The organism is Nocardiopsis sp. MT53, assembly GCF_019598965.1.
Lineage (GTDB): Bacteria > Actinomycetota > Actinomycetes > Streptosporangiales > Streptosporangiaceae > Nocardiopsis > Nocardiopsis changdeensis.
The window spans coordinates 6056495-6082038 of record NZ_CP080599.1 but is presented as its reverse complement, the minus strand read 5'-3'; the positions used below and the strand labels follow the sequence as shown (position 1 = coordinate 6082038).

26 protein-coding genes and 2 pseudogenes are annotated in these 25544 nt (G+C 74.2%); 17 read left to right on the top strand and 11 right to left on the bottom strand.

Annotated elements, in window-relative coordinates; all coding sequences use genetic code 11:
* Positions 1–66 precede the first annotated feature (66 nt).
* From K1J57_RS27315 to K1J57_RS27305, 3 genes are all read left to right on the top strand, one after another.
* Entirely contained in the window at positions 67–402 is a 336-nt protein-coding gene (locus tag K1J57_RS27315; protein WP_220561583.1) for a hypothetical protein, read from the top strand.
* 214 nt (positions 403–616) lie between these two features.
* The gene (locus K1J57_RS27310; RefSeq protein ID WP_220561582.1) at positions 617–1225 is read left to right on the top strand and encodes a dihydrofolate reductase family protein; all 609 of its coding nucleotides are present in this window, start codon (positions 617–619) and stop codon (positions 1223–1225) included.
* Between the two features lie 68 nt (positions 1226–1293).
* A complete protein-coding gene (locus tag K1J57_RS27305) occupies positions 1294–2196 on the top strand; it encodes a phosphotransferase (protein WP_220561581.1) in 903 nt (300 codons plus the stop codon).
* Between the two features lie 195 nt (positions 2197–2391).
* On the opposite strand, the gene K1J57_RS27300 is transcribed toward K1J57_RS27305, so the two are convergent.
* Complete coding sequence (locus tag K1J57_RS27300; protein WP_220561580.1) at positions 2392–2628, bottom strand: hypothetical protein; 237 nt, start codon at positions 2626–2628, stop codon at positions 2392–2394.
* Positions 2629–2765: 137 nt separating this feature from the next.
* Entirely contained in the window at positions 2766–3038 is a 273-nt protein-coding gene (locus K1J57_RS27295; RefSeq protein ID WP_220561579.1) for a hypothetical protein, read from the bottom strand.
* A gap of 207 nt (positions 3039–3245) precedes the next feature.
* On the opposite strand from K1J57_RS27295, the gene K1J57_RS27290 reads away from it, so the two are divergent.
* From K1J57_RS27290 to K1J57_RS27275, 4 genes are all read left to right on the top strand, one after another.
* Positions 3246–4016, top strand: a complete 771-nt coding sequence (locus K1J57_RS27290; protein ID WP_255646635.1) for a helix-turn-helix transcriptional regulator — start codon at positions 3246–3248, stop codon at positions 4014–4016.
* On the top strand, positions 4006–4176 hold the full coding sequence (locus K1J57_RS27285; RefSeq protein WP_220561577.1) for a DUF397 domain-containing protein: 171 nt from the start codon (positions 4006–4008) through the stop codon (positions 4174–4176). The genes K1J57_RS27290 and K1J57_RS27285 overlap by 11 nt, the downstream gene beginning before the upstream one ends.
* 113 nt (positions 4177–4289) lie before the next feature.
* A complete protein-coding gene (locus tag K1J57_RS27280; protein ID WP_220561576.1) occupies positions 4290–4457 on the top strand; it encodes a DUF397 domain-containing protein in 168 nt (55 codons plus the stop codon).
* A 181-nt stretch (positions 4458–4638) separates the two neighbouring features.
* Complete coding sequence (locus K1J57_RS27275) at positions 4639–4806, top strand: DUF397 domain-containing protein (RefSeq protein ID WP_220561575.1); 168 nt, start codon at positions 4639–4641, stop codon at positions 4804–4806.
* A gap of 90 nt (positions 4807–4896) precedes the next feature.
* Here the strand turns inward: K1J57_RS27275 and mgrA are convergent, their stop codons facing one another.
* The 6 genes from mgrA to K1J57_RS27245 form a co-directional block, all read right to left on the bottom strand.
* Entirely contained in the window at positions 4897–5937 is a 1041-nt protein-coding gene (gene mgrA, locus K1J57_RS27270; RefSeq protein WP_220561574.1) for an L-glyceraldehyde 3-phosphate reductase, read from the bottom strand.
* 155 nt (positions 5938–6092) lie between these two features.
* Positions 6093–6521, bottom strand: a complete 429-nt coding sequence (locus K1J57_RS27265; protein ID WP_220561573.1) for an HIT family protein — start codon at positions 6519–6521, stop codon at positions 6093–6095.
* 140 nt (positions 6522–6661) lie between these two features.
* Positions 6662–7855, bottom strand: coding sequence for an aromatic acid exporter family protein (locus tag K1J57_RS27260; protein WP_220561572.1), 1194 nt, complete (start codon positions 7853–7855; stop codon positions 6662–6664).
* Between the two features lie 8 nt (positions 7856–7863).
* Positions 7864–8670, bottom strand: a complete 807-nt coding sequence (locus K1J57_RS27255) for a SigB/SigF/SigG family RNA polymerase sigma factor (RefSeq protein WP_220561571.1) — start codon at positions 8668–8670, stop codon at positions 7864–7866.
* 143 nt (positions 8671–8813) lie between these two features.
* Entirely contained in the window at positions 8814–9875 is a 1062-nt protein-coding gene (locus K1J57_RS27250; RefSeq protein WP_220565821.1) for a glycosyltransferase family 9 protein, read from the bottom strand.
* A gap of 83 nt (positions 9876–9958) precedes the next feature.
* Positions 9959–10381 (bottom strand): CBS domain-containing protein, encoded by a 423-nt coding sequence (locus K1J57_RS27245; protein WP_220561570.1) that lies wholly within the window; start codon positions 10379–10381, stop codon positions 9959–9961.
* 204 nt (positions 10382–10585) lie between these two features.
* Here K1J57_RS27245 and K1J57_RS27240 point away from each other — a divergent pair, with 204 nt between their 5' ends.
* The 9 genes and pseudogenes from K1J57_RS27240 to K1J57_RS27200 all read left to right on the top strand — a co-directional run bounded on the left by K1J57_RS27240 (position 10586) and on the right by K1J57_RS27200 (position 20773).
* Entirely contained in the window at positions 10586–12238 is a 1653-nt protein-coding gene (locus K1J57_RS27240; RefSeq protein WP_220561569.1) for a carbamoyltransferase C-terminal domain-containing protein, read from the top strand.
* The gene (locus K1J57_RS27235; RefSeq protein ID WP_255646634.1) at positions 12235–13734 is read left to right on the top strand and encodes an HAD-IIIA family hydrolase; all 1500 of its coding nucleotides are present in this window, start codon (positions 12235–12237) and stop codon (positions 13732–13734) included. Before K1J57_RS27240 ends, K1J57_RS27235 begins: the two co-directional genes overlap by 4 nt.
* Positions 13731–14750, top strand: coding sequence for a glycosyltransferase family 9 protein (locus K1J57_RS27230; protein ID WP_220561568.1), 1020 nt, complete (start codon positions 13731–13733; stop codon positions 14748–14750). The genes K1J57_RS27235 and K1J57_RS27230 overlap by 4 nt, the downstream gene beginning before the upstream one ends.
* Positions 14747–15775: a glycosyltransferase gene (locus K1J57_RS27225; protein ID WP_220561567.1), complete on the top strand. Its 1029-nt coding sequence runs from the start codon at positions 14747–14749 to the stop codon at positions 15773–15775. The genes K1J57_RS27230 and K1J57_RS27225 overlap by 4 nt, the downstream gene beginning before the upstream one ends.
* Entirely contained in the window at positions 15772–17031 is a 1260-nt protein-coding gene (locus tag K1J57_RS27220; RefSeq protein ID WP_220561566.1) for a glycosyltransferase, read from the top strand. Before K1J57_RS27225 ends, K1J57_RS27220 begins: the two co-directional genes overlap by 4 nt.
* Positions 17031–17639: an SIS domain-containing protein gene (locus K1J57_RS27215; protein WP_220561565.1), complete on the top strand. Its 609-nt coding sequence runs from the start codon at positions 17031–17033 to the stop codon at positions 17637–17639. The genes K1J57_RS27220 and K1J57_RS27215 overlap by 1 nt, the downstream gene beginning before the upstream one ends.
* Positions 17636–18679, top strand: a pseudogene (locus K1J57_RS27210) (PfkB family carbohydrate kinase); the annotation flags it as partial. The gene K1J57_RS27215 and the pseudogene K1J57_RS27210, both read left to right, overlap by 4 nt.
* Before the next feature lie 378 nt (positions 18680–19057).
* Positions 19058–19745 (top strand): annotated as a pseudogene (locus K1J57_RS27205) (SDR family oxidoreductase).
* A 50-nt stretch (positions 19746–19795) separates the two neighbouring features.
* A complete protein-coding gene (locus K1J57_RS27200) occupies positions 19796–20773 on the top strand; it encodes an NAD-dependent epimerase/dehydratase family protein (protein WP_220565819.1) in 978 nt (325 codons plus the stop codon).
* A gap of 587 nt (positions 20774–21360) precedes the next feature.
* On the opposite strand, the gene K1J57_RS27195 is transcribed toward K1J57_RS27200, so the two are convergent.
* Entirely contained in the window at positions 21361–23016 is a 1656-nt protein-coding gene (locus K1J57_RS27195) for a catalase (RefSeq protein WP_255646633.1), read from the bottom strand.
* Positions 23017–23038: 22 nt separating this feature from the next.
* Here K1J57_RS27195 and K1J57_RS27190 point away from each other — a divergent pair, with 22 nt between their 5' ends.
* Positions 23039–24598: a recombinase family protein gene (locus K1J57_RS27190; protein WP_220561564.1), complete on the top strand. Its 1560-nt coding sequence runs from the start codon at positions 23039–23041 to the stop codon at positions 24596–24598.
* Between the two features lie 32 nt (positions 24599–24630).
* Here the strand turns inward: K1J57_RS27190 and K1J57_RS27185 are convergent, their stop codons facing one another.
* The gene (locus K1J57_RS27185; RefSeq protein ID WP_220561563.1) at positions 24631–24792 is read right to left on the bottom strand and encodes a hypothetical protein; all 162 of its coding nucleotides are present in this window, start codon (positions 24790–24792) and stop codon (positions 24631–24633) included.
* Positions 24793–25187: 395 nt separating this feature from the next.
* Complete coding sequence (locus tag K1J57_RS27180; RefSeq protein WP_220561562.1) at positions 25188–25385, bottom strand: hypothetical protein; 198 nt, start codon at positions 25383–25385, stop codon at positions 25188–25190.
* Positions 25386–25544: the final 159 nt, after the last annotated feature.

The following is a 25544-nucleotide window of genomic DNA, read 5'->3' as shown; positions in this document are numbered from 1 at the left end:
GCACACTGTTGGGCATCACATTTTCGCGCTGCCCGCTCCGGCGCCCTCTGAGAGGCATCCCCCATGATGACGCGAACACTTCTGCCGACCCCTGTTCCGGTCCTGGCCTCGGTCGCGGCCGTCCTCCTGCTCACCGGCTGCGGATCCCCCTCCGGTGAGGACGCCCACCGGGCCGCGGCGGCCGCGGCCCTGGGCAGGGACCAGCTCACCGACACCACGTGGGCGGAGATCCAGAGCGAGGCCGAGAGCACCTGCGAAGAGGAGGAGGGCGTGTTCGCCCTGGCGACCACGATGACCGCCGAGGACGACGCCGAACTCGCGTTGCGCAGGGTGAACGTCGAGCACGTGTGCCCGGACCGGCTGGAGGAGCTGGACGAGGTCGTCGCCGGACTCCCCGGCTAGGGCGGCCGCCGCCCGCCGCGCGTCCTGCGCGGTCCCCGGGCGCCCCGTGGCGGCCCCCGCAGGTCGGGGCGCGCCCGGGGGCGTGCGCCCTCCCCGCCGGTGTGGCCGCTGTGGTGTGTCGGCGGTCTGGGGCAGGATCGTGTCCGGTGGCGGGCCCCGGGCGGCCCGTCCGGCCCGGGCCCGGCGTCCCGGAACCCGGAAGGGGAGAGCGGAAATGACCAAGGTGACCTGCGACCTCTCGATCTCGGCCGACGGCTGTGCGGCCGGGCACGGTCAGACCGAGGAGCGCCCGTTCGGCGACGACGGCGGTGACGGCTCGGGTGCCGCGCTGCACGCCTGGATGTTCGACACCCCCGAGGAGAACCGGGCCGAACTCGACCTCATGGCGGGGGCGGGGGCCTACATCATGGGGCGCAACATGTTCGGTCCCGTGCGCGGCGGGTGGGACCGGGAGTGGAACGGATGGTGGGGCGAGGACCCGCCGTTCCACGCGCCGGTGTTCGTGCTGACCCACCATCCGCGCGATCCGCAGCCGATGGCGGGCGGCACCACGTTCCATTTCGTCACCGACGGGATCGGGGCCGCGCTGGCGCGGGCGCGCGAGGCGGCCGGGGACGCGGATGTCGCGGTGGCGGGCGGCGCCGCCACGGTCAACCAGTTCCTGGCCGCGGGGCTGATCGACGAGCTGCGGCTGCACATCGTGCCGGTGGTGTTCGGCGGCGGGACGCGGCTGTTCGAGGGGGTTCCGCCGCTGAGGCTGGAGCAGGTGGGGTCGCGGGCGGCGAGCGGGGTGACGCACGTGACGTACCGGGTGCCGCGCTGACCGGGTGAGCGGCCGGGCGGCCGGAAAAATCGTGTGCTCCGCGAGCGCGGGGCCGCCAGACTGGGCCGATGCTCATGCACAGCGACCAAATCGTCCTCACCCCGCAGACCGCCGCACGGCTCATCGAAGACCAGTTCCCGCACTGGGCGGGGCTGCCGCTGGTCCCGGTCCTGCCCGGGGGCACGGTGAACGCGGTGTTCCTGCTGGGCGACGACCTCGTCGCCCGGTTCCCCCTCCAGCCGGCCGACCCGCAGGCCGCGCTGCTCGCCTTGGAGGGCGAGGCCGCGGCGGCGCGCGAGCTCGCGGGCCGCACCCGTTTCGCCACCCCCGAGCCGGTGGCGATCGGTGCGCCGGGGGAGGGGTACCCGATGCCGTGGAGCGTGCAGACGCGGTTGCCGGGGACGCCCGCGGACCGGAACGACGCCGGGAGCGGCACCGACTTCGCCCTGGACCTGGCCGAGTTCGTGCGCGGGGTGCGTGCTATCGACGCCCGGGGGCGGGTGTTCCGCGGGCAGGGGCGCGGCGGCTGCATCGCCGACCATGACGAATGGGTGCGTACCTGCCTGGAGCGTTCGGAGGGGTTGCTGGACGTGCCCCGGCTGCGCCGGCTGTGGGAGGGGCGGCTGCGCGACCTGCCGCGGGGGAGCGATCCGGACGTGATGTCGCACGGCGACCTCATGCCGGGCAACCTGCTGGTGCGCGAGGGGCGCCTGGTGGGCGTGGTGGACGTGGGCGGGTTGGGGGCGGCCGATCCGGCGCTGGACCTGCTGTGCGCCTGGGATGTGCTGGAGGAGGGGCCCCGGGCCGTGTTCCGGGAGGCGTTGGGGGTCGGCGACGCGGAGTGGGAGCGCGGGCGGGCCTGGGCGTTCGAGCAGGCGTTGGGGCTGGTCTGGTACTACCGCGAGAGCAATCCGCCGATGAGCCGGATCGGCCGTCGCACGCTGCGGTGGATCCTGGAGGGCGAGGGGTGAGGCGGGGGACGGCCGTGCCGCCGGTGGCCGTGGTGCCCTTTCCCGTCCGGAGAGTGTGAGGGGTAGGGCGGTGTCGGCTCCGGTCCTTGCCGCCGGAGGCGGGTCGGACGCAGGTGGGGTGGTAGGGCGGGCCCCGGCCGCGTGCGGGTCGCCGCCGCGGCCGGGGCGTAGGGGCCCTTCGGGCGCGGGGTCGTTTCAGGGGTGCCGGGCCTTGTGCCAGGGGGTGGGCAGGACGCCGCCCCTGCACAGGTGGGCGTGGAGGATGCCGAAGGTGTGGTCCGCGTGGCGCAGGGCGGCGACCGGGTCGGCGCCGGGTTCGCGGATGTCGCGCAGGGCGGAAGAGACCTCGTCGAACAGTTCGTCGGCGCGTTCCTGCTGGGCCGGGGTCGGGGGCCGCTTGCGGCGGGGGTCGCCGGGTTCGGTCCGGGACATGGCATCGTTCCCTTCTGTGGTCGGTCGGTGTGTGCGTGTCCGTCGTGGGAGCGGAGGCCGTTCGGCCGGTCGGGGAACCGGGACCGGACGGGCGCGGGGCGCGGTGAGACGGGCGAAGTCGTCGAAGCCCAGGGGGTTCACAGCCGCCCCAGGAGTTCGGCGACCAGGTCGCGGGCCAGGGCGTCCTCGTCGCCGGAGCGGGCGACCGGGACGGTGACGTGGGGTTCGCCGGGCATCGGGCGCCACCATTGCCGGTCGACGTGGCGGACGGTCACGCGGCGCCCCGCGTACTCGGCGCGGACGGAGCCGGGGAGGTCGCCGTTCTCCGCGGCGATCCCGCGCCGTCGCAGCGCGGAGTGGAGGGCGAGGACGGCTTCCTCGTGGAGTTCCGAAGACGGTGCGGGCGGCATGCGGCGGCTCCTGGCACATAGTGGGCTCGGGTACGACTTGAAGTGTCCGCCGATGGAAAGTGCCAGGTAAAGGGACTTGTCTGCTCAGCGGCGAGGTTCCGGTGCCTTCGGAATTTCACGGAATCGCTCCGGAGGGAGCGGCGGATGTGCTCTCCTGGACGTATGCCCCCTGTACCGAAACAGGTTCTGTCGCGTTACGGCCGTGAGGTGGCACGCCTGCGCACCGAGGCGGAGCTGACGCAAACCGCGCTGGCCAATCGTGTCCAGAGCAGCAAAAGCCAGATATCGGACGTGGAGCGCGGAAAGGCTTCGCCGTCGCCGAGGCTGCGGAAAGCGCTGGACGAGTCGATCGGCTTCGGGAGACTCTCGCGCCTGTGGGAGGACCTGACCGGCAGCAACCGTGCGCCCTGGCTGTCGGAGATCGCTTCAGCGATTCAGGATGCCCAAGCCGTCTGGGAGTACCAGGCGTTGGCGTTCCCCGGCTATTTGCAGACCGAGGCGTACGCGCGCGCCATCGTTCTGGCATCGGCTCCCTGGCTGTCCCCGGATGAGCTGGCCACGAGTGTCGGTGAGCGGGTGACTCGGGCGAAGCATTTCTCCGAGGCCCTGCGCCCGCTGCTGTGGTTGGTGCTGGACCAGAGTTTGCTGGGTCGAAGGTACGGGGGTGTGGACGTCACCCGTGAGCAACTGGAGTACCTGATCGAACTCTCGGAGCGGGGGAGGATTACCCTACAGATCATGCCTTCCGATCATCCCAAGCACCCTGGCAACGCGGGTTCTTTCCGGGTGATCACCATGAAGGACTCCACCGAGCTCGCCTACGTGGAGAGTGCCGAAGAAGGGCGCATTCTGACCAGTTCGACAGCGGTCGCTCAACGCAGGATGCTGGTGGGAAGCCTGCAAGGGCTGGCATGGGAACCGGAGGCCTCGCTCCGGATGGTCCGCGATGAAGTGAAGAGGTTGGACAGTGCAAGCTGAGTGGCACAAGTCGAGTTACAGCGGTGGAACCAACGACTGTGTGGAGGCGCGCGAGTTCGCCGCGGGCGCGGATGTCCGGGACACGCAGAACCGCGAGGCCGGGTACCTGACCTTCGACCGGATGGAGTGGGCGGCTCTCCTTCAGTCCGTGAGCCGCTGACCTTTCCGCTCCTCCCCTCGGCTCCCGCGTTCGCGTGGGAGGCATTAAGTCCCGAATGAGGATGCGGGGTGTGGGTAGACCCCGAACGGTTGTCGAAATCCAGGAGGCAGTCCATGGCTGAGTGGCACAAGAGCACCTACTCGGACGGCGGTGCCAACTGCGTTGAAGCGCGCGAGTTCACCGCGGGTGCCGATGTCCGGGACACGCAGAACCGTGAGGCCGGCTACCTGACCTTCGACCGGATGGAGTGGGCGGCGTTGGTGCGCTCCGTGAGCCGCTGACCTTTCCGATCCCTCACCCGACCCCCCGCGTCCGCGCGGGGGGTCTCCTTGTGCGCTGCCAGGGGTCCGCTCCCCTCCGCCCGGGACGGGGCCTCGCCTCTCACATGCGTGTTCTGTTTCTCAATGGGAAGCACGGTGTACAAGTAGGTCGAAACTGTCAAAGAACGCGAAGGGCATATCCATGGACGAATGGCGCAAGAGCACCTACAGCAACTGCGAGGGCAACTGCGTGGAGGTCCGGGAGACCCCTCGGGCCACGGACGTCCGGGACACGCAGCACCGCGAGGCCGGCCACCTCTCCTTCACCCCCGGCGAGTGGTCCGCGCTCCTGCGCTCGCTGATCCGCTGACCCGCTGACCCGCGGGGAGCCGCGGTCGCGCCGACGACGGCCTCCGTCGGCGCGACCGCCCCGGCCGCTACACCGCCCCCGCCCCCAGCGCTACAGCGCGCCGGTCCGGGCGTCGTGCCACAGGTCCACGCCGCCGTCGATCGCGTGCTCGTCGATCGCCGCCAGCTCCCGGTCGGTGAACTCCAGGTTCCCCAGCGCCGCCACGTTCTGCTCCAGCTGCGCCACCGACGACGCCCCGATGACCAGCGACGTCACACGCGGGTCGCGCAGCGCCCAGGCCAGCGCCAGCTGCGCCAGCGTCTGCCCGCGCTCCGCTGCGATGCCGGCGAGCGCTCGCAGGTGCCCCAGCGTCTCCTCCGACAGCCACCCGGCGTCGAAGGACTTGTCCTGGGTGGCCCGGGACCCCTCCGGCACGCCGTTCAGGTACCGGTCGGTGAGCAGCCCCTGGGCCAGCGCCGTGAACCCGATGACGCCCACGCCCAGTTCGCCGACGGTGTCGAGCAGCCCCTCGGTCTCGATCCACCGGTTGAGCATCGAGTAGGAGGGCTGGTGGATGAGCAGCGGCGTCCCCAGCCCGTGCAGGATCTCGTACGCCCTCCGGGTGCGCTCGGCGTCGTAGGAGGAGACGCCCACGTACAGCGCCTTGCCCTGGCGCACGGCGGTGTCCAGCGCCCCCATGGTCTCCTCCAGGGGGGTGGAGGCGTCCAGCCGGTGGGAGTAGAAGATGTCGACGTAGTCCAGGCCCATGCGCTGCAGCGACCGGTCCAGCGAGGCCAGCACGTACTTGCGGGAGCCGCCCCCCTGCCCGTACGGCCCCGGCCACATGTCCCACCCGGCCTTGGTGGAGACGACCATCTCGTCGCGGTAGGGGGCGAAGTCCTCGCGCATGAGGCGGCCGAAGTTGATCTCGGCGGCCCCGTAGGGCGGCCCGTAGTTGTTGGCCAGGTCGTGGTGGGTGATGCCCAGGTCGAAGGCGCGGCGTGCGATGGCCCGCTGGGTCTCGAAGGGGCGGTCGTCGCCGAAGTTGTGCCAGTACCCCAGCGAGAGCACGGGCAGGTCGAGGCCGGACCGGCCGGTGCGCCGGTAGAGCATGGTTCCGTCGTAGCGTTCGGGGGCGGCGACGTAGGTCATCGTGCGGGTTTCCTCAGGTGGGCGGTGCGGCCGGGGTGTCCCGCGCGGGCGGGCCGGCCGGTACGACGGTCCAACTCTGCTCCGGCCCGCGCCCGTTGTCCAACGGGTGCGGGCCGGAGCCGGGGACCGAGGCCCCCGGGGCGCCGCGCCGGTCCTCAGCGGGGCGGGACGGCCTCGGGGTAGCCCAGCTCGGCCAGCGCCCGGCGCAGCCGGTCGGCGGCCTCGCCCAGCACGGTCTCGTCCTTCTCCACGGGCAGGTCCGAGACGTCGAGGTCGCTCGGCTCCCAGATCGGTGACACGTGGATGTGCAGGTGGGGGACCTCCAGGCCGGCGATGATCAGTCCCGCCCGCGGGGCGTCCCACGCCTTCTTCACACCCCGGCCGACGGCCCGGGCCACGCCCGTGCAGTGGGCCAGCAGCTCCGGGTCGGCGGTGGTCCAGTCGTCCACCTCCGCGCGCGGTACGACGAGCGTGTGCCCGGGGCGCAGCGGCGCGATGGTGAGGAACGCGACGGCGACCGGGTCCTCCCAGACGAAGTGGCCCGGCAGCTCGCGGTCGATGATGCGGGTGAACAGAGTCGGCATGGTCGCCCTTCCGGAGGAGACGGGGTGCGGTTCCCGGGGCGGGAGCCCCGGGGCAACGCTCTCACGTCCGGTCCCGCCGTCGGCGGGGCTCCGCGGGCCCGGGAGGTCCCGGGCGGTTCCGGGCCGAAGGGCGGTACCGCTCAGCGAGAGGAGGGGACGGAGGCGGCCAGGACCTCGTCCACCGACCGGAGTTCGTCGAGCAGGCGCACGGACTCCACCAGGAGCACCCCGTAGGGGAGCGAGGGGTCGTCCAGCGGCGGGCCGCCGCCGCTCCGGCAGTGCCGCTCCAGTTCCCGTTCGGAGCGGTCGGTCCGCTCGACGGCCGTGTGGAACCCCTCGACGGGCGGATCCCAGCCGGGGACCTCGGTGTCCTCCCACTCCTCCAGGACGCGCCAGGCCTCGGCGGTGGTCAGGAGCAGGTCCCCGCACCGCGCCATCATGGCGGGCCCGGTCTCCTCGTCGTCCTGGGGGCTGTACGTGAGGCTCCGGGCGATGGAGGCGGTCTGGTGGGCGGCCCGTTCCAGGGCGTCGACGAGCCGGTCGTGGTCGCTGACGTGGAGTGTGCCGGAGTGGAGCAGCCGGCGCGGGTTGTAGATGATGCTCTCCCGGGCGGTCCCGGTGGCCTCGCGCGCCTGCCGGGCACTGCGCAGCAGCTCGTCGGTGCGTTCGCCCCACCGCCGCGCGGTGTCGCGGTCGGGGCGGCCCTCGCGCAGTGCGTCGCCCATGTCCTGGCACAGGCCGCGCAGCCCGCCCGCCAGGGAGGCCACGGCCGCGGCGGCGCCGCGCAGGCGCAGCGGCGGCAGCAGGAGGAGGTTGACGGCCACCCCGATGCCGGCCCCGATCAGGACGACGGCGAAGATCTCCGCGGCCTGGGACACCACCGCCTGCGCCCCGTTCAGGGAGACGAAGACGGAGAAGGCGAAGAACGCCGCCGTGGCGACCTGGTTCCCCTGGTCGCCGAGGCGGCGCCAGCGGCCGATCAGCAGGGCCGCCAGCGCCGCCAGGGCGAAGACCGCGTACCCCGGTCCCGCCAGGATCGCCAGGACGGTGGTCAGGGCGAGGCCCAGCAGGACCGCCCCGAGCATGCGCAGCGAGCGCAACAGGGAGCGGTAGAGGGTGGTCTCCACCATCAGCAGGGCGGCGAACGGCGCGAACGCGGGTGTCGTCGCCTTGATGAGGCCGAAGGAGACCAGCCAGGACAGGGTGGCGGCCAGGGCGGCCTTCAGGACCAGGACGGCGGTCTCCCGCTCCGGTGTGCCCCGGGTCAGGGCCCGCCGGGCCCGGCGGGCGGCGCGGGCGGGGAGCCGCTCGGTCCCTCGGACGTCGCGGGTCACCGTGCCCCTCAGCTCGGCGTCTCGTCCCGGTCCACCCGTTCCCTGAGCTTGTCCAGGGTGGCGGCCAGGAGTCGGGAGACGTGCATCTGGGAGCAGCCGATCTCCTCGGCGATCTGCGCCTGGGTGAGGTCCTCGAAGAAGCGCAGCCGGAGCAGGACGCGCTCGCGGTCGTCCAGGCAGCACATGGCCGGGCGCAGGGACTCGCGTTCCAGGACCAGTTCGTAGGAGTCGTCCTCGCCGCCGATCCTCTCCTCCAGGGTGGGGCTCCCCTCCTCGTCCTTGTGGTCGGGCAGGTCCAGGGACAGGGTGCTGTAGGCCTCGGAGGCCTGGAGCAGCTCCTCGACCTCGGCCCGGGGCAGGTCCATCTCGCGGGCGAGCTCGTCGATGCCGGGCTCGCGGGCGTGGCGCTGCTGGAACTCGATGCTCACCCGGTGGAGGCGGCCGCGCCGCTCCTGGTGGCGGCGGGGCACGCGCACCGCCCAGGTGTGGTCTCGGAAGTGGCGCTTGATCTCGCCGGTGACGGTGGGCAGCAGGTAGGAGATGAACTTCTTGCCGCGGTGGGGGTTGTAGCCGTGGACGGCCTTGACCAGGCCCAGGTGGGCGGTCTGGCGCAGGTCCTCGTAGGGCTCGCCGCGTCCGCTGTAGTGGCGGGCGATCCGGTACAGCAGGGGCCGGTACAGCTCCAGGACCTCTTCCTGGATGCGGATCGCCTCCGGGTCGTCCTGGGGCAGGGCCTGGAGCCCCTCCAGGAGTTCTTCCGCCGAGCGCCCCTCGACTTCCTTCTCGTCGACTGCGGGGCCGGTCTCGATGGGCATGGCTTCCTCCACGTGAGCGGGAGTGGTGCTCGTGATGCGGTCCGCGGTCGGCGCCTTCGCCGGTGCGGTTTCGCGTCCTCGTTGTGCGCCGGGCGGTGGTACCGGTCGTCCGCCCAGGCCATGGCGGTCGGATCCGACCGCGCTCACCCGGCGCCGTGTGAACGGCTCCGATGGGTGGCCTCGTGGCCTATGTGCCCACTGAGACGGTTACTAACGTTTCGGTCACTTCTTTTCTGGAGTGTTGACTCCGGAGTGGCCGTCCATGTGCCGGTCGCCCCGGGGGCGGTGGCCTCCAGGAGGCGGTGGCACGCGGCGGTCACCTCGCCGGTCCCGATCAGGGCCAGGCCCGGGTCGAGCTCCGTGCCGTGGGGGTCGCCGCGGCGGCCCGACCACAGGCAGGTGTGCAGGTGGCCGTCCCGGCGGGGGCCCCACAGCGCCGGGGGGACCGGTCCGAACAGGCGGACCGAGGGCGTGCCGTACGCGGTCGCCAGGTGCGCCACGCCCGTGTCGCCGCACACCAGGAGCCGGGCGTGGGCGACGAGCCCGGCCAGCAGGCCCAGGGAGGTGCGGCCCGCCAGGACCGACCCCTGGGGCAGTCCGGCGGCCTCCGCGACGCGTTCGGCCGGTGCGGCCTCCTGCCGGGAGCCGGTGACCAGGACGCGCAGGCCGAGGCCGGAGAGGTCCCGTGCGACGCGGGCGAAGCGCTCGGGCGGCCACCGGCGGGCCGGGGAGGCCGCCCCGGGGTGGACGACGGCGGTGGGCCGGTCGGCCCCCTCGGGCGGCTCCGGCCGGGGCCAGCGCAGGTCGCGGGGGTCGGCGGGGACGCCGTGCCAGGTGGTCAGGGCGGCCCACACGTCGGCGTCGTGGACCCCGTCGGGCCAGGGCGGGCCCGGCCGGTGCGGGGCCTGGGGGTGCCGGTGGGTCCACAGGCCGCGGGGCGCCAGCGCGGCCAGGGCGGCCGTGCTCTGCGGGCCGCGGCCGTGGAGGTTGACCGCGAGTTCGGGGGCCGTGCGCGGGCGCGGTTCGGGCACGTGCAGCGCGGGGGTGGGCAGGACCTCCCAGCGGAGTCCGGCCAGGCGCAGGAGGTGGCGGTACCAGGAGGGCCCGGCCAGGACGCGGTGCCATCGCGGCAGGGCCCGTTCGAGCGCCCGCAGCGCGGGGACGGCGGTGACGAAGTCCCCCAGTCCCAGTGAGCGGCTCACCAGGACCAGGGGGCGTTCGCCGGTCGCGGGCCTCTCGCCCGGTCCCCCGTGATCGGGCGGGAGGCGCCCGGCGCAAGGGCGCCGCGTCACCGGTTGGGGGCCGCGGAGCTGACGTCGGCCAGGGCCGACTTCTCGTCGACGGCCTGGGCCAGGTCGCCCATGCTCACGACGCCCACGACCCGGTCGCCGTCCACGACGGGGAGCCGGCGTACGGCGCCCTCGCGCATGGTGTTGACGGCGTCGCGGATGTCGCTCTGCGGCGGCACCGTGGCCACCTCGGAGCTGCAGATCTCGCCGGCGGTGTGGTCGGCGGGGTTCCCGTTCTCGGCCACGCACCGCACGACCATGTCCCGGTCGGTGACGATGCCCACCAGGTGGTCGTTCTCGGTCACCAGGACGTCGCCCAGGTCGGCGTCGCGCATGATCCGCGCGACCTCCTGCAGGGACGTGTCGGGTGAGACGGTGCGGACCTGGGTGGTCATCACGTCGGAGATGCTCTTCGTCGCCATTTCCGGTCCCCTCCTCGGGTCGGAGCCAATGGGAGTGCACCTGGCCACTAGCCCGCGCCGCGGCGCGTAAACCCCTTCTGCCGGTGGCACTTCGGGCCGCGCGCCCGGGTCCGGCGCCCATGTTTAGCGACCGTTCCCGCAGGTAGTCGAGTGCTTGCGTCGAGCATCGGCTCGCCGGTCCGTGGAGAAGGGGGCTGGACCGCAATGCGTGTCCTGGGTGTGAACGCGGTCTTCCATGACCCGGCCGCAGCGCTGGTCGTGGACGGCCGCACGGTGGCCGCGGCCGAGGAGGAGCGCTTCTCGCGCCGCAAGCACGGGAAGGAGCCGGTGCCCTTCTCCACCTGGGAGCTGCCGGTGGAGGCGATGCGCTGGTGCCTGGAGGAGGGCGGGCTGTCGCCGCGGGATCTGGACGCGGTCACCTACTCCTACCACCCGGACCTGGCCGACCCCGACGGGCCGGGGCAGGACGCCCGCTGGGAGCACCTGCGCCTGTTCTACGTCGAGCGGGCGCCGCACTTCCTGGAGTCGGCGCTGCCCGGGCTGGACCGCAGGCGGGTCGTCCACGTGGCCCACCACGTGGCCCACGCCGCGTCGGCGGTCTTCGCGGCGCCCCCGTTCGAGGGCCGCCGCGACTGCGTGGTCCTGGTCGCCGACGGCCGGGGCGAGTCCGGGTCCCACCTGGTCGGCTCCTACACCGGCGGGGAGTTGGAGGTGCTGGTCCGCCAGCCGCTGCCCGACTCGCTGGGGCTGGTCTACGAGGAGCTGACCGAGCACCTGGGCTTCCACCGCTCCAGTGACGAGTACAAGGTGATGGCCCTGGCCTCCTACGGGAGGCCGACGATGCTCGACGCGGTCCGCGAGCACCTGCGGTACGAGGGGGAGGGGCGGGTGCGCGCCCGCGACGTGCCCTGGGAGTCCCTGGCCCCCGCCCGCAGCCCCGGCACCGAGCCCGGGCCCGAGCACGCCGACCTGGCCGCGAGCGTCCAGGAGGCCGTGGAGGAGGCGCTCCTGGGCGTCGTGGGCTGGGCGTACGAGCGAACGGGCCTGCGGCGGCTGACCATGGCGGGCGGTGTCGCGCTCAACTGCGTCGCCAACAGCCGGGTCTTCCGCGAGGGCCCCTTCGACGACGTGTGGGTCCAGCCCGCCGCGGGGGACGCGGGGACCGCCCTGGGAGGGGCGCTGTACGTGGCGGCCAAGGCCGGCGACGACCCGCAGCCGATGCCCGGCGCGGACCTGGGGCGCTCCTGGGACGAGGACGAGCTGGCCGCCCTGCTGCGCGACGCCGAGGTCGAGGTGGAGCGCCCCGCGGACCTGCCCGCGGCGGTCGCCGCCGCGCTGGCGGACAACGCCCTGGTGGCGTGGTTCCAGGGCCGTTCGGAGTACGGTCCGCGGGCGCTGGGGCACCGCTCCCTGCTGGCGCACCCCGCCGACCCGGCGAACCTGGAGCGCCTGAACCGGGTCAAGGGGCGGGAGCGGTTCCGGCCGGTGGCCCCGATGGTGGCGCAGGAGCGGGCCCCGGAGATCTTCTTCGGCGGCCCCCTGCCCAGCCCGTACATGCTCTTCGTGCACCAGGTGGCGCAGGAGTGGCGCGAGCGCATCCCGGCGGTCGTCCACGTGGACGGCACGGCCCGGGTGCAGACGGTCTCGGCGACGGACGAGCCGCTCACCGCCCGCCTGCTGTCGGAGTTCGAGCGCCGGACGGGCCTGCCGGTCCTGGTCAACACCAGCCTCAACACCGCCGGGCGGCCGATGGTGGACTCGCCCCGGGACGCGCTGGAGTGCTTCGGGTCCGCGCCGGTGGACGTGCTGGCCATCGGCCCGTTCCTCGTGCGCCGCCGCCGGAGCGCGGCGGCGTGAGCGCGCGCGTGGAGTACGCGGTGGTCGTGCCCACGGTGGGGCGCGAGAGCCTGGCGCGGGCGTTGCGGCCGCTGGTGGAGGCGCCCGAGGGGGCGGCTCCGCGGGAGATCGTGGTGGTCGACGACCGGCCGCCCGGGCGGGGCGCTCCGCTGGAGGTGCCCGACCACCCGCGGCTGCGCGTGCTCGGCAGCGGCGGCCGCGGTCCCGCGGCCGCCCGCCAGGCCGGGTGGCACTCCTGCCGGGCACCGTGGATCGTGTTCCTGGACGACGACGTCGCCCCGCCCGACGACTGGGCCGAGCGCCTGTGCGAGGACCTGGACGGGCGCCCGGAGGAGGTGGGCGGCGTCCAGGGGCGGATCGTCGTCCCGCCGCCCGAGGGCCGGGCGCCCACCGACGCCGAGCGGGCCACGCTGGCGCTGGCGACGGCGCGGTGGATCACGGCGGACATGGCCTACCGCAGGTCCGCCCTGGAGCGGGTGGGCGGCTTCGACGTCCGGTTCCGCCGGGCCTACCGGGAGGACACCGACCTGGCCCTGCGCGTGGTGGACGCGGGCTTTCGCCTGGAGTGGGGCGGCCGGATGTGCGTCCACCCCCTGCGCGGGGGCGGCCGGCTGCGGAGCCTGGGCGCCCAGCGCGGCAACGCCGACGACGTGCTCATGGACCGCCTGCACGGGCGGGGCTGGCGGCGGCGGGTCGGCGAGGGCCGCGGGGCGCTGCGGCGGCACGTGGTGACGACGGCCGTCCTGGCCGCGGCGGTCGGGGCCGCCCTGGCCGGGCGCCGGCTCCCCGCCGGGGCGCTGGCGCTGTGGTGGGCGGGGCGCACCGCACGGTTCGCCCTGGAGCGGGTGCGCCCGGGGCCGCGGACCCCCGCCGAGGTCGCCGACATGGCGGTGACCAGCGCGGCCGTTCCGCCCCTGGCGTGCCTGCACCGGCTGCGGGGGGTGGTGGTCCACGCGGGCGCGTCCCGGCGCCCGGCGGTGCGCGCGGTCCTGTTCGACCGGGACGGCACCCTCATCGAGGACGTCCCCTACAACGGGGACCCCGACCGGGTGCGCCCGCGTCCGGGCGCCGCCCGGGCGGTGGAGCTGGCGGTCCGCTGCGGCCTGTCGGTCGCGGTGGTCAGCAACCAGTCGGGGATCGCCCGGGGGCTGCTGACCGAGCGGGAGGTCGGTGCGGTCAACGAGCGGGTGGAGCGCCTCCTGGGCCGCTTCGACGCCTGGTGCGTGTGCCCCCACGGGGAGGGCGACGGCTGCGCCTGCCGCAAACCGGAGCCGGGGCTGGTGCGCGAGGCGGCGGAGCGGTTGGGCGTGCGCCCGTACGAGTGCGCCGTGATCGGCGACATCGGCTCCGACGTGGAGGCGGCCCGGGCCGCCGGGGCGCGCGGGATCCTGGTGCCCACCGCGGCCACGCGCGGGGAGGAGTGCCGTGCGGCCCCCGAGTCGGCGGCCGACCCGTTCGGCGCCGTGGTGCGGCTGCTCGGCGGAAGCGCGCCGTGAGGGCGGGAACGGTGCTGGTGGCCCGCCCGGACGGGATGGGCGACGTCCTGCTGTCCGGTCCGGCGGTGCGGGCCGTGGCCCGGCACGCGGACCGGGTCGTCTACCTGGCCGGGCCGCGCGGGGCCGGGGCGGCCCGGATGCTGCCCGGCGTGGACCGGGTGATCACCTGCACGGTGCCGTGGATCGCCGCCGACCCGCCGCCGGTGGACCCGGTGCGGGTGCGGCGCCTGGTGCGCCTGCTCGCCGGCCTGGGCATCGACCGCGCGGTCCTGCCCACCTCCTTCCACCAGTCGCCGCTGCCCCTGGCGCTGGTGCTGCGCATGGCCGGGGTGCCGTGGAACGGGGCCATCAGCGAGGACTACCCCGGGAGCCTGCTCGACGTCCGCCACCGGGTGGAGGAGGGGCTGCCCGAGACGGAGCGGATGCTCTCCCTGGTCCGGGCCTGCGGGATGGAGCCGGCGCCGGGCGACGACGGGCTGCCCGCGGTGCGCGGGCCCCTGCCCGACACCCGGGGGCTCACCGGGCCGGACGGGTACACGGTGGTGCACACCGGCTCCGACGCCCCCGCCCGGGCGATCCCCGTGTCCAAGGCGGGGGAGATCGTGGCGGCGCTGCGCGCCCGCGGCGGCCGCGTCGTCCTGACCGGTTCGGCCGAGGAGGCCGACCGGGTGCCCCGGGCGCACGGGGACCCGGGCGTGGTGGTCCTGGCCGGGCGCACCCGCCTGCCGGAACTGGCCGGGGTGCTGTCCCGGGCGGCGGCCGCGGTGTGCGGGAACACGGGGCCGGCCCACCTGGCCGCGGCGGTGCGCACCCCCGTGGTGTCCCTGTTCTCGCCGGTGGTCCCCGCGGCCGTGTGGGCGCCGCGCGGTTCCCGGGTCCGGGTCCTGGGGGACCAGGGCGCCCGGTGCGCGGGCAGCCGGGCGCGGGTGTGCCCGGTGCCGGGCCACCCCTGCCTGTCCGGTGTCTCCCCCGAGAGCGTTCTGGCCGCCGTCGACGAGATACGGGAGGACCGATGACCGTGACCGATGGGGAGGAGCGGACCTCCCCGGCGGGGGAGCGCGCGCCGGTGCGCGGGCGCCGCATCCTGCTCTGGCACGTCCACGGGTCGTGGACCACCGCCTTCGTGCAGGGGGCGCACACCTTCCTGCTGCCGGTGACGCCCGACCGGGGCCCCGACGGCCGGGGGCGTGCGCGCACCTGGGACTGGCCCGACCGGGCCCGCGAGGTGCCCTGGGAGGAGGTGGGCGCGAGCGAGCCGGACCTGGTGGTGCTCCAGCGCCCCCACGAGGCCGGGCTCGCCGAGCGGCTGCTGGGCCGTGTCCCGGGGCGGGACGTGCCCGCGGTGTACGTGGAGCACAACACGCCGCGCGGGGACGTGCCGCTGACCCGGCACCCCCTCGCCGACCGCGACGACATCCCGGTCGTGCACGTCACCGGGTTCAACGCCCTGATGTGGGACTGCGGGCGGGCGCCGGTGCGCGTGGTGGAGCACGGGGTCCCCGACCCCGGCCACCGGCGGGTCGCCCGGGAGCCGCGCGCGGGGGTGGTCGTCAACGAGCCGCTGCGCCGCTGGCGGTTCACGGGCACCGACCTCCTCGCCGGACTGGCCGAGGAGGTCCCCCTGGACCTGTTCGGGATGGGGGTGGAGGGCGTCCCCGAGCACCTGGGGACCCCGCAGGGGCGCATCCGCGTCCGCGAGGACCTGCCCCAGGCGCTGATGCACGACGAGCTGTCCCGGACCAGCGTCTACGTCCACACGTCGAGGTGGACCTCGCTGGGGCTGTCCCTCATCGAGGCCATGATGCTCGGCCTGCCGGTGGTCGCGCTCGGCGCCACCGAGGCCTACGAGGCGGTGCCGGCCGGGGCGGGGGCGGTCTCCACCGACCCCCGTTTCCTGGCGGAGGCGGCCCGGTCCTTCGTCGAGGACCCCGGGCTGGCCGAACGGGTCGGCGCGCAGGCCCGGCGGGCCGCGCTGCGCCGCTACGGACTCACCAGGTTCCTGGACGAGTGGGACCGGTTGATCGAGGAGGTGACGGGATGAGGATCGCCATGGTCTCCGAGCACGCCAGCCCTCTGGACGCAATCGGGGGTGAGGACGCGGGAGGGCAGAACGTCCATGTGGCCGAACTTGCCATGGCACTGGCCGAAGGCGGGCACGAGGTGGTCGTCCACACGCGCCGCACCGACGTCCACAGACCCGACACGGTGTCCGTGGGGCCGGGCCTGCGGGTCGAGCACGTGCGGGCGGGGCCCGAGCAGCCGGTTCCCAAGGACGAGCTCCTCCCCTACATGGGCGAGTTCGCGCGGCGGCTGCGCGCCTCCTGGCGTGCGGACCGCCCCGACGTGGTCCACGCCCACTTCTGGATGAGCGGGCAGGCCTCGCTGGAGGCGGCCGGGCGGCTCGGCCTGCCGGTGGTGGAGACCTTCCACGCCCTGGGGGTGGTCAAGGCGCGCCACCAGGGCGCGGCCGACACCAGCCCGCGGGAGAGGATCCCGGTCGAGCGGGCGGTGGCCGCCCGCAGCGAGCTGGTCGTCGCGACCTCGGCGGAGGAGAGGCGCGAACTCCTGTCCTGGGGGATCGCCCCGGGGCGGGTCGCCGTGGTGCCGTGCGGGGTGGACACGCACAGGTTCGCCCCCGCGGGCCCGGCCGCCCCGCGCCCGCGGGGCGAGCGCGTGCGCCTGCTCAGCCTGGGCCGCCTGGTGCCCCGCAAGGGGGTGGACACGGTGATCCGCGCCCTGGCGGGGGTCCCCGGCGCCGAGCTGCTGGTGGCGGGCGGGCCCGCGCCGGGGCGTCTGGACCGGGACCCGGAGGTGGGGCGGCTGCGCGGGATCGCCGCCCGGGAGGGGGTCGCCGACCGGGTGCGCTTCCTGGGGGCGGTGGACCGGTCGGAGGTGCCGGCGCTGCTGCGCTCGTGCGACATCGCCGTGAACCTGCCCTGGTACGAGCCGTTCGGGATGTCCACGGTCGAGGCCATGGCCTGCGGCGTCCCGGTGGTCGCCTCCCGGGTCGGCGGCCACCTCGACACCGTGGTCCACGGGGAGACCGGCCTGCTGACGCCCGAGCGCGACCCGCGCACGGCGGCCGACGCGATCGCCTGGCTCGCCTCGGACCCGCAGACCCGCGCGGAGTTCGGGGCGGCCGCCGCCGAGCGCGCCCGGTCCCTGTACTCGTGGGCCGAGGTGGCCCGGGGCAGCGAGGAGTGCTACCGCGGCCTGCTGGGCCCGCGCGCGGTCCCGCTCCCCGGGAGGGGGCGGCCCGAGCCGATCGCCGCCGTCCGGCGGGGGGAGGGGGAGTGATGCACGGCCACCTGCGGTCCCTGGCGGCGGCGCTGGAGCTGACCGACGCCGGGCGCGTGGAGGAGTGGGGCGTCCTGGCGGCCGGCAGGCTCGGTGCGGGGCACCGCCTGTTCGGCTGCGGCAACGGGGGCAGCGCCGCCGAGGCCCAGCACCTGACGGCGGAGCTGACCGGGCGCTTCGAGGGGGAGCGGGAGCCGCTGTCGGCGATCGCCCTGCACGCGGAGACCTCCAGCGTGACCGCCATCGCCAACGACTACGGCTACCGGCGGGTGTACGAGCGCCAGCTGCGCGCCCACGCCCGCAGCGGGGACCTGCTGGTGTGCATGTCCACCAGCGGGAGCAGCGCCAACGTGCTGGCCGCCGCGGAGGCGGCCCGGGAGCTGGGGGTGCTGTGCTGGTCGCTGACCGGGCCCGGCCCCACGGTGCTGGAATCGCTCAGCGACGAGACCGTGGCGGTGCCCGCACCCGACACGTCCACGGTGCAGGAGGTGCACCTGGCCCTGGTGCACGTGTTCTGTTCGGGGGTGGAGCGGGGGCTGAGGGAGCGTGCGGCGTCGGTGCCCCCGCCGCGGGAGGCGGCGGCCGCACGGGAGAGGGGGACGGCGTGAACTCCGCAGCGGGAACGATCGCGGTGCTGGGGGACGCCCTGCTCGACGTCGACCTGCGGGGGACCTCCCACCGGGACTGCCCCGACGCGCCGGCGCCGGTCGTGGAGGACGCGGCCGCGCGCCACCGGCCCGGGGGCGCGGCCCTGGCCGCCCACCGCGCGGCCCGCGACGGGCGGGCCGTCACCCTGGTCACGGGGCTCGGCCGGGACGCCGCCGCCGAGACCCTGGCCGGGGTGCTGGGGGCGCGGGTGCGCCTGGTGGTCCTGCCCATGGCCGCCGGCACCCCCACCAAGACGAGGATCATGGCGGACGGCCGCACCGTCGCCCGGGTGGACGGCGGGGGCGGCCGGATCGACGGGGCGGTGGACCGGGACGCCGTCGCGGGTGCGCTGGCGGGCGCCGACGCCGTGCTGGTCTCGGACTACAGCCGGGGGCTGACGTCGCGCCCGGAGGTGCGCGACCTGCTGGCCGCGTGCGCGGAGCGGGTCCCGCTGGTGTGGGACCCCCACCCCAAGGGGGCGCCGCCCGTGCCGGAGGCACGGGTGGTGACACCCAACGCCGCCGAGGCCGGTGTGGAGGACGGCGACCCCGGCGCGGCCCTGGAGCGGGCCGCCCACCTGGCCCGCACCTGGCGGGCCCGCTGTGTGGCCGTCACCCTGGGGGAGGACGGCGCGGTCCGGGCCGATCCGCGGGGGGAGGGCGAGCGGGTGCGCGCCGTCCCCGCGGCAGGGGGGTCCGACCCCTGCGGCGCGGGCGACGCCTTCGCGGCGGCCTGCGCGGCGGCCCTGGCCGACGGGCGGGGCGAGGCCGCCGCCGTCCGGGTGGGGGTGGCCGCGGCGTCGGAGTTCGTCGCCGCCGGCGGGGCCGGGGCGTTCGCCCCGCAGGGGGAGCACGGCCCCGAGGCACTCGGCGCGCTCACGGGGGCGGCCGGAGCCCTCTCCCACCGCGGCGGGGAGCGACTGGTGGCGACCGGGGGCTGCTTCGACATCCTGCACGCCGGGCACGTGGAGCTGCTCCGGTACGCCCGCCGCCTGGGGGACCGGCTCGTGGTCCTGCTCAACAGCGACGCCTCCGTGCGGGCCCTCAAGGGGGGAGGGCCGCCCCGTGGTGGGGGAGGCGGACCGGGCCCGGCTGCTGGCGGCGCTGGACTGCGTCGACGGGGTGCGGATCTTCGACGACCCCACCCCGGTGCGGGAGCTGGCGCGCCTGCGGCCCGACGTGTGGGTCAAGGGCGGCGACTACGAGGCGTCCCGGATGCCGGAGACGCCGGTGGTGCGCTCCTGGGGCGGGGACGTGGTCACGGTCCCGCTCATCCCGGGGCGGTCCACCACAGGGATCATCACGCGCATACGCGGCCGGGAGGCCGTGTCGTGAACCGCGCCCGGACCGGGTGCGGAGGACAGGGAGAGGAGGGGGACATGGTCTCCCTGGGGAACACCGTCATCACCGGAGGCGCGTCCGGGCTGGGCGCGGCGACGGTCCGCGCCGTACAGGACGCGGGCGGCAAACCGATCGTGCTCGACCGCCGCCATCCCGGCGGGGACGTGCCGTTCGAGCAGGTCGACGTGGCCGAGCGCGAAGAGGTGGAGCTGGCGGTCCGGCGGGTGGTCGAGCGGCACGGCCGCATCGACGCGGTCGTCAACGCCGCGGGCATCGACGCCTGCGGTTCGCTGACCGACGTGCCCGCGGCCGACTGGGAGAAGGTCCTGGCGGTCAACCTGCTCGGGACCGCCGCCGTCACCCGGGCCGCCCTGCCCCACCTGCGCGACTCCGGGGGCAGGGTGGTCAACTGCGCCTCGACCCTGGGGGTGCGCGCGGTGGGGGACGCCACCGCCTACTGCGCGTCCAAGTTCGGGGTGGTGGGGTTCACCCGCGCGCTGGCGGCGGAGTCCGCCGGGCAGGTGGGGGTCACCCTGCTGATCCCCGGGGGCATGGCCACCGCCTTCTTCGACGGCAGGCCCGAGCAGTACCGGCCCGGGCCCGACGCCGCCCTCAACGACCCCGAGCACGTCGCCGAGGCCGGTCCTGTTCGCCCTCACCCGCCCGGCCGGGTGCGAGGTGCGCGAGATGGTCGTGTGCCCCGCGCAGGAGGTCTCCTGGCCCTGACCGGACGTCCCAGGCCCGACGGCACGAGGAGGGAGACGCACGTGGAGACGGTGACGCACTGGGGGAGGACGGTGGTGACCGGCGGGGCGGGGTTCCTCGGCGGGCACCTGTGCGAACGGCTGCTGGAACAGGGGGCGGAGGTGGTGTGCCTGGACAACTTCGCGACCGGGCGCCCGGGCAACGTGGAGCACCTGTTCGGGCACCCCCGCTTCCGGCTGAGGGAGGCCGACCTCGTCCGGCCGGTCGAGGCCGAGGGGCCGGTGGACACCGTGTTCCACCTGGCATCGGCGGCCTCGCCGCCCGACTACCTGCGCCTGCCGGTGGAGACGCTGGAGGCGGGCAGCCTGGGCACCCGCAACGCCCTGGCGCTGGCGGAGGAGGGCGGGGCCCGGTTCGTCCTGGCCTCCACCAGCGAGGTGTACGGCGACCCGCTGGAGTACCCGCAGCGGGAGACGTACTGGGGCAACGTGAACCCGGTCGGGCCCCGCAGCGTGTACGACGAGGCCAAGAGGTACGCGGAGTCGCTGGTCATGGCCCACGGCCGGGCCCGGGGGGCCGACGTGGGGATCGCGCGCATCTTCAACAGCTACGGCCCGCGGATGAGGGCCGACGACGGGCGGCTGGTGCCCACCTTCGTCAACCAGGCGCTGGAGGGCAGGCCGCTGACCGTCGCCGGGGACGGTCAGCAGACGCGGTCGCTGTGCTACGTGGACGACACCGTCCGCGGGCTCATGGCGCTGGGCGCCCGCCGCGGGGTGCGCGGGCCGGTCAACATCGGCAGCGACGAGGAGCTGAGCGTGATCTCGCTCGTGGGGCTGGTGGCCTCCCTGACCGGGACGCGGTCGGGGGTCGTGTTCGTCGAACGCCCCGAGGACGACCCGCGGTTCCGCCGGCCCGACATCCGGCTCGCCCGGGAGCTCCTGGGGTGGGAGCCCAGGACGCGGGTGCGCGAGGGGATGCGGCGCACCATCGACCACTTCGTGGAGCTGCGGAACCGCTCGGGGAGGGCGGTCGCGTCGAACCCGTGAGCCTCGCCCCGGGCCGGGACCGCAGGACCGGCGGAGGGCGCCGGACCGCGGCAGCCGGGCGGGGCCGCCGGGTGCCGCCTCCACCTCGCGCACCTGGCGGGCCTGGCGGTACCCGGCCGCGGGAAGTGGGCGGAGGCCGTGTGCCACGGGGCACAGACGCCCCGCGGAACACGGGAAACCTGTGGCCACGGAGGTTGCGGGGGACATGGAGGCGAGAGGGGCCACGGGGGCCGGGGGACCTGGGGACGTGGAAGGTCGTGGGGCCACGGAGGTCGCGGGGGACACGGAGGCCAGAGGGGTCGCGAGGAACCTAGGTGCCACGGGGGCACAGACGCTCCTGGGGTTCACGGGGGACATGGGGCCATGGAGGGTCGTGGGGGCCACGGAGGTCGCGGGGGACGTTGGGAATCTGGGGCCGCAGAGGTAGCGGGGGACGCGGAGGTTGTGGGGAACCTGGGGGACACGAGGGCACAGGGCCCCGGGGGCACGGGGAGTCTGGGGGGCACGAGGGCCGGGGAACACGGGGAACACGGAAGGGGCCGTGCCGGTGGGTGGCGCGGCCCCTTGTGGCGGGTCGGGGCGCGGGGTCAGGCCGGGACGGCGTCGGTGGGCCGGTCCCAGACGCGGTGCAGCCCGATGAGCCGGGAGAACTCGGCGGCGCAGGTGCCGTCGGCCTCCGGGGCCACCACCACGCCCAGCTCCTCCCGGGTCCGCTGCGCCGGGGTGACCGCGTGCTGGGGCAGCGGCGGGGCGATCCCCAGCTCCGCGCCCGCGCCCACCAGGGCCAGCGGCTTGTGGTGCTTGTAGGCCTCCAGCACGAAGTGGCGGGCCATGCCGTCCCCGGACAGGGCCGTGACGGCGTCGGCGCCGTCGGGCACCGCCACCGCGTCGTAGAGCACCGAGGACATCGTGGGCAGCGCCCGGTCCACGGCCAGGGTCCCCCCGTCGGAGGTGCGCACCGTCCCGTCGGTGACGGCGAGCAGCTCCACGACGGCGCCCTCGGCCGTCAGCGGTTCGCGCAGCCCCTCCACGCTCGCCGCGTCCACGCCGTCGGCGACCAGGATCGCGACCTTGCGGCCCACCACCGACCCGAAGGCCGTCTCGGCCTGGCTGAGCGCGGGCGAGGACCGCCCGTGGTTGGGCGAGGCCCCCTGCGCGGGCGCCTCCACGCCCACCCCCCGGGCCACGGCCACCGCCAGGTCGTGGTCGACGTTGGTGAGGTTGGCGACCACCCGCCGGCGCACCTCCGGCTCCTCGCACTTGCCCAGCTCGAAGCGGAACGCCGCGACGAGGTGCTCGCGCTCCCAGGACGCCAGGCTGTTGTAGAACAGGGTGGCCTGGGAGTAGTGGTCCTTGAAGCTCTCCGCCCGCTCGCGGATCTTGTGCCCCTCGACCTTCTCCGTGTAGTGCCGGTAGACGCCCTCGTCGGCCAGGGCGGGGCAGCCGCCGCCCAGCGAGTTGGGGAAGTAGGAGGTCCGGCCCCGGTGCACCCGGTGCTGGGCCAACCCGTCCCGCTGGTTGTGGTCGACGGGTGCCAGCGGCCGGTTGACCGGGATCTGCTGGAAGTTGGAGCCGCCCAGCCGCAGCAGCTGGGTGTCCAGGTAGGAGAAGTTGCGGGCCTGGAGCAGCGGGTCGTTGGTGAAGTCGATCCCCGGCACCACGTTGGCGGTGTGGAAGGCGACCTGCTCGGTCTCGGCGAAGAAGTTGTCGGGGTTGCGGTCCAGGATGAGCCTCCCGACCGGCCGGACCGGCACCTGCTCCTCCGGGATGATCTTGGTGGCGTCCAGCAGGTCGAAGTCGAACGCGTGCTCGTCCTCCTCCGGGACCAGCTGCACGCCCAGCTCCCACTCGGGGAACTGCCCGCGCTCGATGGACTCCCACAGGTCGCGGCGGTTGAAGTCGGGGTCCTTGCCCTGGATGCGCTGCGCCTCGTCCCACACCAGGGAGTGGGTGCCCAGCAGCGGCTTCCAGTGGAACTTGACGAACGTGCCCCGACCCGCGCGGTCGACGAACCGGAAGGTGTGCACCCCGAACCCCTGCATGGTCCGGTAGCTGCGCGGCAGCGCCCGGTCCGACATCAGCCACATGATCATGTGGGTGGTCTCCGGCTGGAGGCCGACGAAGTCCCACAGGGTGTCGTGCGCCGACTGCGCCTGCGGGATCTCGTTGTGCGGCTCGGGTTTGACCGCGTGCACGAAGTCGGGGAACTTGATCCCGTCCTGGATGAATAGATAGTACCGCACTTTTGCGGTTACGATAAGTGGCATGCCGAAAGAACCCCCGACCTCCTCTTCAAGGACCCTGGACTTGATGTCCGGCCGCGCCTGGCTCTACGCCCGCGTCAGCAAAGACCTTCGCGATGGCTCCTCTTGCGACCAGCAGCTCACGATCGGGCGCCGCGAGTGCGAACGCGAGGGCGTCCCCGTCGCCGGGGAGTACCGGGACGACGACATCTCCGCATCCCAGTACGCCAAACGGGCCCGCGCCGACTGGGACCGGCTCATGGACGACCTCAAGGCCGATGCGCAGCCAGGCGACCGCCTGTGGGGGTGGGAGATCAGCCGTTTGGCCCGTGAGCGCGGCACCTGGTCTGAGACCGTCAGGCTGCTCCAGGATCTCGGCATGTTCCTGTGGGTGGGCGGGAAGGTGTACGACCCCCAGTCGCCGCAGGACATGTTCTTCCTGGACATCATGCTCGCCAAGGCCGTCGCGGAGGTGGGGGACACCCGGCAGCGCATCCTGCGGGACGTGGCCGCGCGCGCCGAGGCCGGCGGGGCGACCGGCAAACCGGGCTACGGGTTCGAGCACGTCTACGACTCATCGACGGGCGCTTTCCTGGAGCGCCGTCCCAAGGCCGACGAAGCGGAGGTCGTCGCGGAGATGGCCGACCGGCTCCTAGCAGGGGACGGCCTGGAGACCATCGCCCGGAACCTGAACGCCCGCAAGGTCCCGAACAGCATCGGGCGCGTCGCCGGCGAGCAGATGCCCAACGGAAAGGCCTCGCGCGGCTGGACGGCGGCGACCGTCCGGAGCATGCTTATGCGGTCCTCCATCATGGGCAAACGCTCATGGAAAGGGCGGCTCATCAGCGAGGGAGGGTGGGAGGGGATCGTGTCCGAGGACGACTGGCATGAACTCCAGCGGATCCTCAAGAGCAAGTCCGGCCAGGTTCGGGACGGGCGTGCGTCCCATGAGCTGTCGGGCATCGCGACGTGCGGCGCGAAAACCGAACGCGCAGAGGAAAACCAAATGCCGAAGCTGGTGCGGTGCGGGTGTCGGGTGTATGCGGAACCCGCGAAGCACGGCCGGGTGTACCGGTGCCGCGGCCGGTACGCGGGCGACGAGTCCGGGCACGTTACCCGCAAAGCCGACCTGATCGAGGAGCAGGCCACCGGACTGCTGATGGAGCATTTTTCACGCCCTGATGTGAAGGCCGCCCTGCTGGCGCCCCCGGATGAGAACGGGGAGGCGGCGCGCGCCCGCGCCGAGGTGCAGCGGCTGAAACAAGAGCTGGAGGAGCTGTACGAGGATGTGCGGGCACGTAGGGTGTCGCGCGCTCTGGCTGCGGCGGACGAGGAGGGGATCCGCGCCGAGCTGAAGCGATTGGAGGGGAGAGTGCGCCCGCGGGCCGTCGACCCGATGCTGATCGCTTTGGCGCGGAATCCACGGGCGGCGTGGGCGGGGTGGAGTGTGGAGCAGCGCCGCAAGGCGTGGCGGGCGGCGGTGGCGCGTTTGGATGTGCTGCCGGTGGGGCGTGTGGGACGCCGGCAGGTGCCGGTGGAGGAGTCGATCCTGGTGGAGTTCGTGGATTTCGGTGCGGCATGAAGAAGCCCCGGCTGCGGGTGGCCGGGGCTTTTCTATGCCCTGCGCGGGCGGTAGGTGGCTCGGATCAGGGTCCAGGAGATGGTGTGGTTGGCGAGGGGGCCGAGGGCTGCGATGGGATCGCGGCGGGCTTCGGCGCAGCTCACGTGCCCCCTGCCGAAGCTCATGAGGACCGCAGCCAAGACCTCATCGCTCATTTCGTCGACTCCACAGCGTGCGGTGTTGTGGGTGGACTCTCCGTCGCGGAGGTTCCAGGTGAGCCCGTCGGGCCCTTCATGGAGGGATGCGGGCCGCGCGAGGTCAGGGACCACCTCCAGGCGAAAGGGGATCATGGGCTCATTGGTCATGCCAGTGCCTTCCTGTGCGCGAAAGGCCCCGGGGGAAGCTCGGGGTACGCCCGGGTGGGCGGATATGTGAGGCTATGTGATTGCGGTCACATCAGTAAAGTCTGAGGCGCAGTCCCAAAGGTAAAGACTTTACCTTTCCGACCTGCGGAAACGGACCTTCCTGACATACCGGTACGCCGAAAAGCGGCCCTGGCTTGGACCGCTACTGTCTCATGACCATCAGACGCATCGAACGCCAGTTCGGTTCACCGGCGCTTCAGGATCTCCTGGCGCATCTCGGCGGCGATGTCCTCGGGCTTCTCGTGCGCCCCGGCAGAGATGCGCAGGGTTTCAGGGCGCCCGTTGACTACTGTCACGAACAGCCAGTGCCACCGACCGTCCTCGTGCCTCCAGCCCTCCAACAGCTCGCCCTCCTGGAGGGGGTGCACGTCCCGTAGGCGCACGTCCGGATCGTGGGCGGTCTCTATGGGTGGCCGGGTGCCGCGAGGGACCATCAGGGGAGGTGTCGGCGGAGCGGATCGGCCTTCAAGTAGGGCTTCGATGGTTCCTGGAGAAAACTGGTACGCCCTGTCCAGCTCAAGAAGTGTTCCTGGGCTGAACTT

Bases quoted from the DNA above. Each gene is read 5' to 3' on its own strand.
- K1J57_RS27280 (WP_220561576.1), top strand. From the start codon at position 4,290: ATGGCTGAGTGGCACAAGAGCACCTACTCGGACGGCGGTGCCAACTGC.
- K1J57_RS27310 (WP_220561582.1), top strand. From the start codon at position 617: ATGACCAAGGTGACCTGCGACCTCTCGATCTCGGCCGACGGCTGTGCG.
- K1J57_RS27245 (WP_220561570.1), bottom strand. From the start codon at position 10,381: ATGGCGACGAAGAGCATCTCCGACGTGATGACCACCCAGGTCCGCACC.
- K1J57_RS27185 (WP_220561563.1), bottom strand. From the start codon at position 24,792: ATGAGCGATGAGGTCTTGGCTGCGGTCCTCATGAGCTTCGGCAGGGGG.
- K1J57_RS27300 (WP_220561580.1), bottom strand. From the start codon at position 2,628: ATGTCCCGGACCGAACCCGGCGACCCCCGCCGCAAGCGGCCCCCGACC.
- K1J57_RS27315 (WP_220561583.1), top strand. From the start codon at position 67: ATGACGCGAACACTTCTGCCGACCCCTGTTCCGGTCCTGGCCTCGGTC.
- K1J57_RS27265 (WP_220561573.1), bottom strand. From the start codon at position 6,521: ATGCCGACTCTGTTCACCCGCATCATCGACCGCGAGCTGCCGGGCCAC.
- K1J57_RS27305 (WP_220561581.1), top strand. From the start codon at position 1,294: ATGCTCATGCACAGCGACCAAATCGTCCTCACCCCGCAGACCGCCGCA.
- K1J57_RS27220 (WP_220561566.1), top strand. From the start codon at position 15,772: ATGAGGATCGCCATGGTCTCCGAGCACGCCAGCCCTCTGGACGCAATC.
- K1J57_RS27255 (WP_220561571.1), bottom strand. From the start codon at position 8,670: ATGCCCATCGAGACCGGCCCCGCAGTCGACGAGAAGGAAGTCGAGGGG.
- mgrA (WP_220561574.1), bottom strand. From the start codon at position 5,937: ATGACCTACGTCGCCGCCCCCGAACGCTACGACGGAACCATGCTCTAC.
- K1J57_RS27240 (WP_220561569.1), top strand. From the start codon at position 10,586: ATGCGTGTCCTGGGTGTGAACGCGGTCTTCCATGACCCGGCCGCAGCG.
- K1J57_RS27275 (WP_220561575.1), top strand. From the start codon at position 4,639: ATGGACGAATGGCGCAAGAGCACCTACAGCAACTGCGAGGGCAACTGC.
- K1J57_RS27295 (WP_220561579.1), bottom strand. From the start codon at position 3,038: ATGCCGCCCGCACCGTCTTCGGAACTCCACGAGGAAGCCGTCCTCGCC.
- K1J57_RS27215 (WP_220561565.1), top strand. From the start codon at position 17,031: ATGCACGGCCACCTGCGGTCCCTGGCGGCGGCGCTGGAGCTGACCGAC.
- K1J57_RS27190 (WP_220561564.1), top strand. From the start codon at position 23,039: ATGCCGAAAGAACCCCCGACCTCCTCTTCAAGGACCCTGGACTTGATG.
- K1J57_RS27225 (WP_220561567.1), top strand. From the start codon at position 14,747: ATGACCGTGACCGATGGGGAGGAGCGGACCTCCCCGGCGGGGGAGCGC.